18 protein-coding genes, 1 tRNA gene and 1 pseudogene are annotated in these 12,417 nt (G+C 66.5%); 10 read left to right on the forward strand and 10 right to left on the reverse strand.

The genetic code is table 11. The features are described from left to right. Positions 1–4: 4 nt before the first annotated feature. Complete coding sequence (locus PQI07_RS26765) at positions 5–331, reverse strand: septal ring lytic transglycosylase RlpA family protein (protein WP_274928910.1); 327 nt, start codon at positions 329–331, stop codon at positions 5–7. A 656-nt stretch (positions 332–987) separates the two neighbouring features. Continuing rightward, positions 988–1,236 (reverse strand): hypothetical protein, encoded by a 249-nt coding sequence (locus PQI07_RS26770; RefSeq protein WP_274928072.1) that lies wholly within the window; start codon positions 1,234–1,236, stop codon positions 988–990. A 146-nt stretch (positions 1,237–1,382) separates the two neighbouring features. On the opposite strand from PQI07_RS26770, the gene PQI07_RS26775 reads away from it, so the two are divergent. After that, positions 1,383–1,946, forward strand: a complete 564-nt coding sequence (locus PQI07_RS26775) for a hypothetical protein (protein ID WP_274928073.1) — start codon at positions 1,383–1,385, stop codon at positions 1,944–1,946. Positions 1,947–2,036: 90 nt separating this feature from the next. Here PQI07_RS26775 and PQI07_RS26780 read toward each other — a convergent pair whose 3' ends face one another. Continuing rightward, on the reverse strand, positions 2,037–2,351 hold the full coding sequence (locus PQI07_RS26780) for a hypothetical protein (RefSeq protein ID WP_274928074.1): 315 nt from the start codon (positions 2,349–2,351) through the stop codon (positions 2,037–2,039). 218 nt (positions 2,352–2,569) lie between these two features. Here PQI07_RS26780 and PQI07_RS26785 point away from each other — a divergent pair, with 218 nt between their 5' ends. Beyond that, positions 2,570–3,223 carry a hypothetical protein gene (locus tag PQI07_RS26785; RefSeq protein WP_274928075.1) on the forward strand — a complete coding sequence of 218 codons (654 nt, stop codon included), beginning with the start codon at positions 2,570–2,572 and terminating at the stop codon, positions 3,221–3,223. 280 nt (positions 3,224–3,503) lie between these two features. Here the strand turns inward: PQI07_RS26785 and PQI07_RS26790 are convergent, their stop codons facing one another. Continuing rightward, positions 3,504–3,755 carry a hypothetical protein gene (locus PQI07_RS26790; RefSeq protein ID WP_274928076.1) on the reverse strand — a complete coding sequence of 84 codons (252 nt, stop codon included), beginning with the start codon at positions 3,753–3,755 and terminating at the stop codon, positions 3,504–3,506. A gap of 96 nt (positions 3,756–3,851) precedes the next feature. Further along, positions 3,852–3,992, reverse strand: coding sequence for a hypothetical protein (locus PQI07_RS26795; RefSeq protein WP_274928077.1), 141 nt, complete (start codon positions 3,990–3,992; stop codon positions 3,852–3,854). 21 nt (positions 3,993–4,013) lie between these two features. On the opposite strand from PQI07_RS26795, the gene PQI07_RS26800 reads away from it, so the two are divergent. Further along, positions 4,014–4,358 (forward strand): hypothetical protein, encoded by a 345-nt coding sequence (locus tag PQI07_RS26800; protein WP_274928078.1) that lies wholly within the window; start codon positions 4,014–4,016, stop codon positions 4,356–4,358. Positions 4,359–4,393: 35 nt separating this feature from the next. Here the strand turns inward: PQI07_RS26800 and PQI07_RS26805 are convergent, their stop codons facing one another. Continuing rightward, the gene (locus PQI07_RS26805) at positions 4,394–5,401 is read right to left on the reverse strand and encodes an IS1595 family transposase (RefSeq protein ID WP_274928079.1); all 1,008 of its coding nucleotides are present in this window, start codon (positions 5,399–5,401) and stop codon (positions 4,394–4,396) included. Between the two features lie 98 nt (positions 5,402–5,499). On the opposite strand from PQI07_RS26805, the gene PQI07_RS26810 reads away from it, so the two are divergent. Beyond that, the gene (locus tag PQI07_RS26810; RefSeq protein WP_274928911.1) at positions 5,500–5,736 is read left to right on the forward strand and encodes a helix-turn-helix domain-containing protein; all 237 of its coding nucleotides are present in this window, start codon (positions 5,500–5,502) and stop codon (positions 5,734–5,736) included. A gap of 47 nt (positions 5,737–5,783) precedes the next feature. Here PQI07_RS26810 and PQI07_RS26815 read toward each other — a convergent pair. From PQI07_RS26815 to PQI07_RS26825, 3 genes are all read right to left on the reverse strand, one after another. Then, positions 5,784–5,856: transfer RNA gene (locus tag PQI07_RS26815), tRNA-Gly, on the reverse strand. A gap of 42 nt (positions 5,857–5,898) precedes the next feature. Then, positions 5,899–6,384: a hypothetical protein gene (locus PQI07_RS26820; protein WP_274928080.1), complete on the reverse strand. Its 486-nt coding sequence runs from the start codon at positions 6,382–6,384 to the stop codon at positions 5,899–5,901. A 133-nt stretch (positions 6,385–6,517) separates the two neighbouring features. After that, on the reverse strand, positions 6,518–6,739 hold the full coding sequence (locus PQI07_RS26825; protein WP_274928081.1) for a hypothetical protein: 222 nt from the start codon (positions 6,737–6,739) through the stop codon (positions 6,518–6,520). A gap of 399 nt (positions 6,740–7,138) precedes the next feature. On the opposite strand from PQI07_RS26825, the gene PQI07_RS26830 reads away from it, so the two are divergent. The 4 genes and pseudogenes from PQI07_RS26830 to PQI07_RS26840 all read left to right on the forward strand — a co-directional run bounded on the left by PQI07_RS26830 (position 7,139) and on the right by PQI07_RS26840 (position 10,170). Then, complete coding sequence (locus PQI07_RS26830; RefSeq protein ID WP_274928082.1) at positions 7,139–8,128, forward strand: tyrosine-type recombinase/integrase; 990 nt, start codon at positions 7,139–7,141, stop codon at positions 8,126–8,128. Positions 8,129–8,159: 31 nt separating this feature from the next. Continuing rightward, positions 8,160–8,315: pseudogene (locus tag PQI07_RS38095) on the forward strand (hypothetical protein); the annotation flags it as partial. Continuing rightward, positions 8,296–9,279 (forward strand): hypothetical protein, encoded by a 984-nt coding sequence (locus PQI07_RS26835; protein WP_490356183.1) that lies wholly within the window; start codon positions 8,296–8,298, stop codon positions 9,277–9,279. The pseudogene PQI07_RS38095 and the gene PQI07_RS26835, both read left to right, overlap by 20 nt. A 129-nt stretch (positions 9,280–9,408) precedes the next feature. Continuing rightward, positions 9,409–10,170, forward strand: a complete 762-nt coding sequence (locus tag PQI07_RS26840) for a hypothetical protein (protein ID WP_274928084.1) — start codon at positions 9,409–9,411, stop codon at positions 10,168–10,170. Positions 10,171–10,178: 8 nt separating this feature from the next. On the opposite strand, the gene PQI07_RS26845 is transcribed toward PQI07_RS26840, so the two are convergent. Beyond that, positions 10,179–10,658, reverse strand: a complete 480-nt coding sequence (locus PQI07_RS26845) for a hypothetical protein (protein ID WP_274928085.1) — start codon at positions 10,656–10,658, stop codon at positions 10,179–10,181. A gap of 108 nt (positions 10,659–10,766) precedes the next feature. Here PQI07_RS26845 and PQI07_RS26850 point away from each other — a divergent pair, with 108 nt between their 5' ends. Continuing rightward, complete coding sequence (locus tag PQI07_RS26850) at positions 10,767–11,876, forward strand: hypothetical protein (RefSeq protein ID WP_274928086.1); 1,110 nt, start codon at positions 10,767–10,769, stop codon at positions 11,874–11,876. A 177-nt stretch (positions 11,877–12,053) separates the two neighbouring features. After that, on the forward strand, positions 12,054–12,416 hold the full coding sequence (locus tag PQI07_RS26855) for a hypothetical protein (protein ID WP_274928087.1): 363 nt from the start codon (positions 12,054–12,056) through the stop codon (positions 12,414–12,416). Position 12,417: the final 1 nt, after the last annotated feature.

The following is a 12,417-nucleotide window of genomic DNA, read 5'->3' on the forward strand; positions in this document are numbered from 1 at the left end:
ACCCTCACTCGAGGCCCGCCTCGGCGTCCGCGACACGGTAGACCTCGACCGCGGACGTACCTTTCATGCCGATCGCAAATGCCGAACCGCGCGAAAGATCGATGATGCGCCCGCGCGTGAACGGGCCGCGATCGTTCACCCGCACGACGACGGAACGGCCGTTGCCGTTGACGACCCGCAGCCTCGTTCCGAATGGCAGGGAAGGGTGGGCGGCCGTGAGGCCGTTGGGGTTGAAGCGCTCTCCGTTGGCCGTACGGTATCCGGATCCGTACCAGGACGCCATGCCGCGTTGGTACGGCTTGCCAGCAGGTCTGGCGGAATGCGGCTTCATGGGAACCACGAGCGCGGCCGCAGGCCCTGCCGCCTGCGGCTGCTGATGGACGCATGCGCCGAGAAGAAGGGCCGGCATCACAGCGAGGGTCCGGAAGAGGGGTGCGTTCAAGGATCTGACGGGGCTGCGCCGCCGACGGACACGCTCCCGTAGGAATGAGAATGGCTCGCCGGCGCCTGGAAGGAACTATTGGCCACTGCGGGCGAAGGAATGATGCCGGGCAAAGCGCAGCTCTGTCAACTTGGCCGGCTCGTTCCTTCGTCCAAGTTTCGCCCCCTACCCCCTGACCAGTTCCGTTTTGCGAGCCGCCGGCACATCATCTCCGGGCGCCCCGCCTTCGGAGAGCGGCCTGGGGGCGGGAGAACCGGCCATGCACGCCGCCCCGAACGCGCCCCGACGCCGCCCGATCGATCCGCGGTCGCCTTTCCCAAGACTTTCGCTGCTTTCGGCCGTCAGGTCCTCGGGCGCGACCTGGGTGGGGGCCGACGAGCCGCTGCGGCGGACGGCTGCCGCGAAGCTCGCATTGGTCGGGATCATCGCGGTCGAGGAGGTCGGCGTCAGCGTCGGTCTGCGCGCTCTGTCGCCAGCCGACGTCCTGATGGCAGACACGCGCCTCCGTTGGCGCGTGAGCATGGCCTAGCAGCCTCCCCGAGCCGTCAGATGCAGGCGAGCGTACGGAAAACCCGGATCTCGCCGCGCTCGTCCAGGAGCTCGCGCCGTACGAACTGGCATCCGCTGGCGTACAGCTCCGCGCCTGGATGCAGATCGGGCCCGACCGCACCCCGGTCGAGATAGGCGGGCGGGACGTCGAGCGGGACGCGCTCGCTTACCTCGTAGGGCAGGGTACCTGCCATCGCGGCCGTCGAGCCGATGCAGGCGGCGAGGGCAAGAGCGAGCCGGCGCATGTCCGCGTTCTCCATCACATCCGGCCGATCGCCGGCGCATGGATGCCTAACGGCTGCGCTTCGTCCCCGTTCCAGATACCGTCGGTTGCCCCTTTCGCAGTCGGATGCCACCGTTCTTCTACGAAGCGGAAAGGATGGGAAGCGCCATGGGCGACAGGGCGGACACCAGTATCATGATCGTCGGGCCCGTTCCTTCCTCGGAAGCGATCCAGGCGCTCGCCGCCGCGGCCGTCTCCGAGAACGCCAAGGCGGGATGGGAGGAGGGCGCCTTCGAGGACGCCGGCGAGGTCATGTGCCTGCTCCAGGAGACGATCCAGCAGGGCAAGCCGCTCTGGATCTACGGCAGCGACAAGCTCGGCGCGACGATGGACGACATTGAGGATGCCTGCCGCGCGCACGGCTTGGCGTTCGAGGTCCACGGCGAGCGCGGCCCTTCGTGGGATTCCTTCGTCAAGCGATGGATGCCGGGCTGGGACGAGCCGCAGACGAGCTACGGCGACGCGGCTCCGGCGATCGGCGCCCAAGAGGTGAAGGCCTTCCTGGAAAGAGGTCCCGTAGGTGTGGCCGAACTCGCCCTGCTTGCGGACAGCCGGCTCGGCGTCGGCTTCCCCGACAAGGTGACAGCAACTCCGGAGCTCGGCGACGAACTGGAGCGTCTCATCCAGGTGGCTTACGGCGAGATCGGGGCTCCATCCGCTCCTGCGCCGTAAGCCACCTCCTCCGACCAGGAAATGCCGCGGCAGGCGGGCTTCCGCCGCGGACCGTCACTTCCGACCGAGCAATCGCCCGCGCAAGGGACGCTAGTCTTCGGCGCCGGGCGTGTCCCGCGAGATGCGGGTACGATACTCGTCGATTTTCATGAACTCCCGGTGTGCGGCATCGACGTCCACGCGATCTCGCACGACCAGCGTGTTGAACGTGATGAACATCATCATCGCTTGTGAGACCGGGTCCGAGGCCGCTCCCGCGCACACACCAATCCAACGGGCACTGCCTGACCTGCGCTCGAAGCGGTCAACGACTTCGGCCTTCGATCCGACCACCACCGATGCGGATCGAGGTTCCGAGGTCTCGAGCGAGGCAACCCAGGCGACGTACGCATCGACAAGCTTCATGACGAACCCTCCGCATCGTCGAGATCCCCCGATCATGCATCCGCCTACTCATGTGGGCGAGCCTTTTCGACCCCGGATGCAACGCTGTTGGCGCCTTGGTTACCGATCGCGGCCGCCACGCGACGACTTCCGCGGGTCGTTCCTTCAACTGCGGCCGTATAGTCCGGCGGCGTTGATCCTTGCGAGGCGAGGGGAGATCCTTGTACCAGGAGGGCGACATGCCTCGCGAAACACAGCTCCCCGTGGAATTGATGGGCTTCGTCGAGATGGCCCGGACGAACGACACCGTCGAAGGCTTCATCGACGCCACGGACGGCTGGCCCGTGCTCTACCGCGGGCACTTCGGAGACAAGGTCGAGGACAACTCCTTCTTCACCGACTACGTCGGCCACGCGCGAAGCTACGTCGACGAAACCGGTCGGATCGACGCCTATGCCTTTGACCCGCAGGAGGCGCTCATGTTCGACGACGTGCGCTTCGACGAGATGCGCTTCCTCTACATGCGTCTCGATGCCGACGAACTCGCCGACACCTACCGGACGGCGCTCGCCGGCAACCGGTTCGGGCCGGACCTTATGAACCCGGAGACGCTCGGGACGCTATACGAGATCCTTCAGGGCGAAACGCCGTATTCCGAGATGTCGATGGACCCGGGAAGGAACGACCTTCTGATCCCCCTGATGCAGCACTACGCCCGCGACGTGAGGGGCAAGAACATCATCGCATTCCTAGGCGGCGACTTCGGCGACTTCGGCGGGCAGAACGAATTCGTGGTCGGGCGCGTCTCCGAGCTGACGGATCTACGCGCGCTCTACGGGCAGGTGAGGGCGGCCGTTCCCGAGGATCAGCCATCCCAGCCAAGATGCGGTTGACTGCGGTTAACCGTCTGCCATCGCTGGCGATATCCCAGTTCGCATAATCGGTGTTTTGACAAGAAACGCTTGACGGTCCGGCTGAGCCACGTACGTGCCCGGCCCAGGCCGAAGCGACTTCCATTCCAGACCGGAGCCACGGCGTCAGCCCATCGGTCGGTCGCCTGGATTCGGACGTCATGTCCGTTTCCCGCCCGAGCCGGGCAGGTGGGGGCACCGCCGATCCGGTTCCTTACTGCCCCCTACCCTCGCCCGTCGACCTCGATCCACGTGACCGCCGTCATGCCGCCTCCGTCGCGTCCTCGGACAGGAGCGCGATGACCTTGGCTGCGGTCGTGGTCGATACGCGGCGGTGGATCTGCAGGAGCACCACGTTCGGTCGCCCGCTGGCCTCAGTGATCGACAACGAAGCCGGAGCCCGTTGCAGGTCCTCGTGAACGAACGCGTTCGTGAGATGCGGGACCGCGACGCCGAGTGCTTTGGCGATCCGGACGACGTTCTCGCGACGTGGAAAGGACGTCCGGTGTTCCAACGTGTTGATCCGGTATTAGGTAGCAAACGCATATAGACGTCCGTGCAAGACGGGACCGAGGTCCAGTATCATGCCGGGATGCAAAACCGGACACTCTCATCCTCCGATCACACCATTTCCGGACTGATCAGGAAGCGCGGCGAGCTCTTCGGCGAGGCCGAGCGCATCCGTGATCGGCTGGCCGAGATCCGGAACGACATTGGAGCGCTGGATCGAACGCTGACCGTCCTTGGGCATACCGGCAACCTGGACGACCAGATGCCCCGACAGAAGCGTCAGGTCCTGTTCGGGCAGGGCGAGCTGACGCGGAACCTGCTGCGGGAGTTGCGGGACGCCGACGGCCCCCTAACGTCTCGTGAGCTCGCCCAGAGCATTCTGGCGCTGCGAGGCGACGATGTCCGCGACCGTCGGCTCATCTCGGAGGTGACCCGTCGCGTGTCCAAGGCGCTCAGGTCGCACCGTGAGGAAGGAAGGGTCCGGTCCGCTACGGACGCGTCCGGCAACCTTATGTGGTCGAGGCGTCTCGGGCGAGGGGAGGTTGTAGCGCCGATGCTGCCGAGCCGCAGCGAGGACATGGTCAACACTGGGCCGGATGCCACCTGAGCGAAGGCTCCCTCCACGGCTCCAAATCCGCCTATTCAGGCAGATTCATTCCGCTTAGCGCGCTGCCAGTAGCCCTTCCATCGCTTCGAGGGCGGGCTGACTAGCGCCGCCAGACCGATCAGCAGAAACTGCTGGCCGTTGTCGATCCGCCTGGCATCCTCGCGCCAAGCCATCTCGTGGGCATAGTCCGCAAGGTACGGGCCGGCGATGTGGTGATGCATGCCGATCTCGGCACGACGGATGCGCGAGAAGAACGACTCGGCTTGGTTCGTGCACGCGTCGCCGTCACTGTAGGCTTCCTGATGGTTGATGCGCATCAGGCCGAGGCCGGCATAGGTGAGCGCATCCCATGACCGAGCCTCGTCGGCATGGACGGTGCTGCCCGGCTTGATACGATCCTGCAGGGTTGGGATTGAATCCACTTCGTGCCTGACGACGAAGGGTAGGGTGCGACCGCCGCGCTCGCGCATGATGACGACGACCCTGCGCTTGCCGTTCTGGTTCTTCGTGAAGCGTCGGTCGACCCTATCCACCTTCCAGTTGGCCGGCTTCACGTATCCTCCAAAATACGCACCATCGATTTCGACCTCGCCCATTGCATGGCGTGTCTCCGTCTCGGCGCCCAGGGCCTCCCTGAGCTTGTGGGCGAGAACGAATGCTGTCTTGTACTGGCAACACAGGTCACGGGCGAGATGCAGGGCCGAATGACCCTTTGCTCCGTTCGTGAAGATCGCAATTGCCACCAGTAGGTCGCGGATCGGCATCTTCCTAGCATGGAACATCGTGCCGGAGGTGACGCTGAACTGCCTCACACACGCCTTGCACGTGAAGATCTTGCGTTTGGCATGCTTGTAGACGGCGATGCACCCGCAGTGCGGACACACGGGGTCGCCTTCGGTGGCGCACCACCGGATGCCGCAGAATAGCTTGAAGGCTTCCTCGTCATCCAGCCTGGCGACTTGGGCCACGGACAAGCGACGAGCGGCGGCGGACAGCAGGAAGTGCTGCCCGTCCCCCTTGCCCCCCACGCCCGTCGCATGCATGATCCCAACGCCCACCGTTGGCGTCAGATGTGGAGTCGGACATCTGGAATGTCAACGATAGGCGTTGGCGTTGATCCTGAAAGTTGTCCTCCACAGCCATGGTCATATCTCCTGAGCAATGCCGCGCCGCGAGGGCTTGGCTCGATTGGAAACAGGAAGAGCTCGCCCATCGCGCGGGCGTGTCGTTGTCCACAGTCCGCGATTTCGAGAAAGGGCGCCGCACGCCAATCGCTAATAACGCCAGAGCCTTAGCAGAGGCTTTCGGCGACGCCGGTCTTGATCTCACCTTCGACGAGGACGACAAACCGCTCGGGGTGGTTCGGCGACGTTCTTGACAACCCGCTGACCATCTGAATCAGTGGGCCAGCGGGTTCGTGATGGGAGCGGACGACGGGATTCGAACCCGCAACTTCCTGGTGGGGCCAGTCGGTTTTAGCCGTTAAACCTACGTCCGCATTAAGAACGGCGTCGCCCCCAAGCGGCGCCGTTCTTTCGTTTCAGGCCTTTGGCCCGATCTGGGAAATCTCTGCCCTACCCTTCGCCGTGATCGACCAGATGCGCTTGTCGCTGGTCGTGAGTTCGTTGCGCTTGCTCAGCGTCTTGGCCTTCTCGGCGGCGAACTTTGACCAGCCGGCACCCATGACGACGGCGTCCAAGGCATTGGAGGAGAGGGGCCCGCGGTCCCGGAGCGCAGTAAGTATCAGCTCCTTCGCCGAGGGCTTTGCCTCCTCCACCAACACCGGGGCGTTCGAGGAAGCTTCAGCCGAGCCAGACGGAGGGACATCTGTCTCCCCCGCTTGAGCAGCTCTCAAGTGGGACAGTCTCAACCGCAGCCCTGCCTTCAGTACGTCCGCCTTTTTAACGACCGCCAGGATCTTGTCGCCTGCCTCGTTCTGGACCTTGCGGATCTCCGCAGTAGCGTCCTGATCGAGGTGCGCGATCCGTCCTTCGGTTTCCTTGATCTCGTCGGCCAGGGAACTCATGGCGGCGCCTCCGTCCAGAAATCGTTAACGATCACTTGGACGGCTGTCGAGTCATTTTCCTGGACGGTTTTCCGGACGTCTTAACCTGCAGCCTTGGGCGTCCCACCTGATCCGGTTAACGTCCTCCGGATGCCTATATGCGTTTGCTACCTAATACCGTGTTGATCACGTTCCGGTTGAGCTCCGCCCTGCGCCCCAGCTCGGCCTGAGACCATCCGAGCCCGATCCGTCGCTCGCGCACGCGCAGGGCGAGAACCTGAAGCTTCGCAGCCTTCACATCGGGGAACGCCGGTGCGCCGGCACCGCCATCGACCGGCCAATCAGATGGAAAATCTTCGTGGTCTGATCCCGACATCTCGACCTCCAGCGTACGGAATGTCTGATGATCTGATTTCAACTATCAGACGGTCAAGGTAGTAGTACTTCATAATTCAATTAGAATTCCGCCGAAGGCGTAGCATCGATCTTCCTGCGCTTCGTAAGGGCCTGATTTTCTGTACTTTCCAGGATCGACGGCAGATCGTCGGCACCCCGAAATAAATTTTTGGGCGCACTTTTGTGCGCACTTTTGGGATCGCGTTCCTCGCTGCAGGGACCTGTTGCTCGGTGCCGGCAGCACCACCGAAGGGGCGGGCGGTATCCTTGAGGCTCTCGTCGCAGCCCCCTCCCCCGTCGCCGCGCCGATCGCCGTCCGAGCCCGACGGACAAGGGTGTCGTTGACGGAATCCTCACCGGATCGAGTCAATCCGATCGAATGCCGAAGCCGACGCCGGACGATCCGATCGAACTGTGGCTCGAGGCCTCGGCCGCGGAACGTGGAACAGCGAACAGCTCGCTTGAGGCTTACCGCACGAGCGCGCTTTGCTGGGCCGCATTCCTGGCTCGGCGCGGCACGCGGATCGATCAGGCGTCCCGTGAGGACTTCACCGACTACCTCGGGCATCTGGACGCCCGCCACCTGTCCGAAGCCACCATCGCGCACCGCAGGACGGTGGTGCGGTCCCTGCACCGCTTCCTGATCTCGGAGGAGATGGCCGATCTCGATCCGACCAGCCTCGTCGCGCCGATGAAGCGCCCGCAGCGGCTGCCGATCGTGCTGACCATGGCCGAGGTCGACAGGCTCGTGGAGACCGCCCACGCCCAGGCGCGCGACGAGAGCGTCGGCCTCTATCGGCAGGCGGGCTACGCCCGTCGTGCCGCGCTCTTCGAGGTTCTGTACGCCTCCGGGATGCGCGTATCCGAAGCCGTGAACCTGCCGGCCAAGGCGATCGCGTCGGGCGCCAACTCGATGATCGTCACCGGCAAGGGCGGAAAGGACAGACTGGTCCCGCTCCACGACCGGGCGATCGAGGCGGTGCGCTTCTGGCGCGGCCTCGCGGCCGCCTACGGCTCGAAATCGGAGGATTGGGTGTTCCATTCGGTCCGGAACGGTCGGACGGCCCTCACCCGCCAGAGCGCCCTGGCCGAGATCAAGGAGGCCGCCGTCGCCGCCGGCATCCCGAATCCGGACCGGGTCTCGCCGCACAAGCTCCGGCACGCGTTCGCCTCGCACCTGCTTTCGAACGGCGCGAACCTGCGCGAGATCCAGGAGATGCTCGGTCATGCCGATCTCGGTACGACGGAGGTCTACCTGCATACCGACATGTCCCGGACCGCAGCCATGGTGCGGGACCTCCACCCCCTCGGCGACCGGGCCGCACTCGACGGCGGCGCCGGGGCGCTCCCTTCCTTGCCCCTTTCGTAGGGTCCGGCTTTCCTCCCGCAGGAGGACGTCGATGGCCGACCGCACCCGCATCCGAATCTGGCACCCGTATCCCATCGATATCGTTCGAGCCGGGGCCCGCAAGCCGGAACGCCGGGTGGCGGCCGCACCGATCGACGTCGACGTCAGGACGGCCGACCCCGCAGATCTTGCGGTCGCCTCCAGGTTCCGCAAATCGAGCAGCTATCAGACGTGGGAGGGCAAGCTCGCCGGCGGCCCGGAGATCGAGCTCCACGGTTTCGACGGCGCCCTATGGACGCCGCTTCCCGGCCCTGACGGCAACGCGGCAGCCACGCTCGAACAGTGGCAGGAGGCCATGGCAGGAGGCCATGGCGGGAGGCCCTCCGCTTCCGGATCCGTACGAGATCTCCGATCCGATCCTGGCCGCGCAATATGCGGCGCCGTACGGCTTCGTGACCGGTTGGGACGGCGTGGTCCGCCTCGATCGGACCGAGGGCAGGGTGGTCGCCGAAGACCGCCGGCGCGCGATGGAGGCCGCGATCCGGGCGGCCGACGACGTGCTCCTCGTCGACGGGCGCATCTGGTGCCGTGCGGCGCCGCCCTTCTGGTCGGTCGAGCGCGACGGCAACCATCACATGGTCTGTCTCCAATGGGACCGCACGGCGAAGGATCGGTTCCACTCGTCCGGCCGCAACGTGCTCGGGACGTTCGCTGCCGACCGTCTCGAAGAGGCGATGGCCTACGCTCGGGACCTCGCGTCGGCACGAGGGCGCCGCGCCGACGTGCGCGGCCCCGGCGGCGCATGTCTCGTCCACGTGCCCGAGCATGCGCGGCGGGACGACCGGGTGTCCAATGCCCTCGAGCTCGGCGCCCCCGTCGTCGCCAAGCTCGGCAGCCTCGTCGGCGCGATGTCGAACGTGGGCGTCGAAGCCTACGTCGAAGCGCGGACGCTTCTCGGACGTCTCGCCGTCGGTGACGGCGATGCGGAGACCGTCGCCCATATGGCGGTCGCAATCGCCGCGGCCGCGGACGATCTCGACCGGTTCGACTTCCCGATCGGCAGCTGGGAGGCGCGGGACGAGCTGAAACGCGATGCCCTGAAGACGTTCATCGCCAGGATGGATCGTTTCGATGCCGTGCCCGCGGCCGCTCCTTCCCATCCGAGTCTCTGAGATCCGGAAGCTCCAAAGCGAGGGACCCGGCTAAGCCTCCATCAATCTCCGGTGGTGCATCACGGCTCCCGGCATCGGCCGATCCGCGTCGAGGCCGCGCCGGACGATCCGGCTGGGAGGCGACCGGAAGTGTCCAACGAGCATCTGCTCCGCGATCGTGGATGTCTCCTCGCCGCCGCGAAGGCCGACACGCTGAAATGGTGCCCCCCGCCGGACGAGAAGGTCGCCGACCGGCATCTGTCCGACCAGTACTGGATGGGCATCTTCGACCCGTCCTCGGAAGGCATCGTGGACGCGGAGACCGTCCACCGGTTCCTGGTGCAGTTCCAGCTCACGAACCGGGTCGTATGGGACAAGCCGGCGGTGGCGGCCGCGATCGAACGCCTGAGGTCGGCCGAGGATTTCGAGCCGGTCGCGGGGGTGGCCGCACTCGCGGAGGAGCTGCGGACCTGCAACGCCCGCGGCCTGCGCCAGACGTCCGCGGCCAGCAAACTGTCCGTCTTCGCCAAGCCGGCGGCGGAGGTCTTCATCTGGGATGCCTTGGCGAGCCTGTCGGCGCTGCTGCGCGACCGCCTTCGGGGCGAACCGGGAAGGAGGGGCGCCAAGCACTTCCTGCTTCCCGGCGGCGGGCACGACTACGCGGCCTTCCATGCCTCCTGCGCCCGGGCGATGGCGGAGGAACGGGACCGCGCCGACTTCCGGGACGCGGTGGCCGACCTGGAGGCCCGCTTCCGCCGCCGATCCGGTCCGATGGGGGACCGCACCCGCGTCCCCCTGTCCTTCGTGGAGCGGCGCCTGCTCGACAAGCTGATGTTCTGGGAGGGGCACATCCTCAAGTACGGCGTCGCGTCGCCGGCCGCCGGCAGCCCCACGCCGATCGCGGCCGAGTAGCCAGTCCATCAGACGCGGGGCGCCTGCGCACCGACGCCGAGGACCTCTCTCACACGAGCGAGCACCTCGGTCGGCGATCCGCTCCGCAACCCCTCGATGTCGTCGACCAGATCGAGGATCTCGTCGTCCTTCGCCTCGCGTGCCTCCAGGCGGACCTGGTCGAGGTCGTTGCCGAGGGCGGCGACGAACATGTGCCAGTCGTCCCCTGCCCGTTCCGCGGCCTTCTCGACCGCGTGCTCCAGAAAGAGCGCGAACTCCACGGGCTCCCCCAGAACTCCGCGACGCACCTGCTCCCGGTGCCCGTAGACCCAGTCGAGGACGTATTCCTCACGGGGCCACGTCGTCGGCAGGAAGTAGCCGTCCTGCCCGATGCGGCCGACAGAGTACGAGCCTTCGCGTCGATCGAAGAACGAGGCCGTGATCCTGCAGCCGATCCTCTCCAGGAAGTCGGCCGCCTCCTCGCGCCTGTCCGCCGCCGTGATCGTCATCGCTAGCTCCCGGGTCGTCCGGCGAGACTGGCATCCGCTCCCGCAAAGATCGACACCCCTCCTTGCCGCTTGCGGAGCCCTTCACGATCCTGCCTCGTGGAGATGGACATGGCCGACCGCGTCAAGATCAGGATCTGGCATCCGTACCGGGCCGACGTGGTCGGGAAGGGACAGCGCAGGCCGAGGCGGCTGGAATTCCGTGCCCCGCTGGACGTCGAAGTGCCGATGGTGGCGCGGGAGGAGATCCGGGACGTCGGCCGCGTCGTCCCGGGCCAGGCCGGTTGGGCCAAGATGGGCAACGGCGAAGAGCGGACCGTGACCTATCGAGGATGGAACCGCTCGCTCTGGACGCCCGTCGTCCGCAAGAACGATCGCGACCAGACGGTCGCCGTCGGCTTCGCTCCGGGCACGACCGACAGGACATCCCGTCCGCCCTTCGAGATCGATGCGACCCTCAGGGAATACGAGCACCGGACCGGGGCTCACGTCCACTGGTACAGGACCAAGACCCCGGACGAGGTCGAGGGCGAGACGGTCGCCGACGACAGGGCCGCAGCGGCCGAGATTGCGAGAGGCATGGCCGAGAAGCTGCTCCTGGTGGACAACCGGATCTGGCAGATCCAGCCCGAACCGATGTGGGCGGTCCAACAGCAGGGCTACGGCTGCTATTGCGTGTACCTCGATGCCCCGGCACCGGGCCGACACCCCTTCAGGAGCACCGCGGAGACCGCGTTCCGCGCCGACCGCCTCGAGGACATGCTCGGATGGAGCGCCGAGGTGGGACGCAGACGGCACCGGCAGCCGGAACTCTTCGGCCCGTCCGGCCGCGTCCTCGAGTTCGACGGAGCATTCCTCGGGCGCGACGATCTCGTATCAGAGACCTGCCGCCTCGGGGAACTCGTGCTCCGTACCTTCGCCGACCGCGTCGCGAACATGACGATCGCCGGCGTCGACGCGTACGCGGCGACCCGCTCGGCATACGAGCGCCTCGCGGTCGCCGGCGACAGGTCCGACGTGGCGCCGTTCCTGGCCGGGGTCGATGAGATGACGGCGGATCTGCGTCGGTTCGACTTCCCCGATGCGGCTTCCGCCTCGCGGGACGAAGCGCTCAAGATCCTCGACACGCTGTATCTCCGCATCCGCCGATACGAGGCCGCGTCGCTCGAAGCCGTCTATGCGGAGGAGGCGCCCAGGCTGACGCCTGCGCCGGCCACCTGAGTTCGGGAACGCCCGTCTCCGGACGCCCCGCGTCCGGAGCGGCGTCCATGGACGGGTCGGTGCGAAAGCGGATCCCGAACGATCGAGCACTTCGAGGACCGACACGGACGACGGCTCCGGGATGCGGGGCGCTCTTCGGTATGGTAGAGCTTCGCCCGAGGCCGGGAGGGGAACGCCATGATCGTCGTCACCGACCCGCGCGCCGACAGCTTCGGCGCGGCCGTCGGCATCCTGGTTCCCCTCAGGACCGACCTCGCCGAGCTGATCGTCGCCGGCGGCGGAGAGGAGACCTCGCGCCACATGCCGGTCGCCGACGCGCTCGAGGCCCTCGCGTTGGCCGTCGAGACGAGGCCGGGCCTCGAGGTCCGCACGGCCACGCTCGAATGGGACGCGTTCCGGTTCGGTCGGGACGCCGCCGGCTTCCACCTGGAGTGGAGCGGAGACCGCCTGGTGGAGAACGCCGACCTCGTATCGGCGTGCCGCGCCTCGGCGCGCAGCATCAGGGCCGCCCTTCCGAGCAATCTGCCGCTCGCAGGCTGAT

The organism is Methylobacterium sp. 092160098-2, assembly GCF_028920805.1.
In the GTDB taxonomy this organism is placed as follows: Bacteria; Pseudomonadota; Alphaproteobacteria; order Rhizobiales; family Beijerinckiaceae; genus Methylobacterium; species Methylobacterium fujisawaense.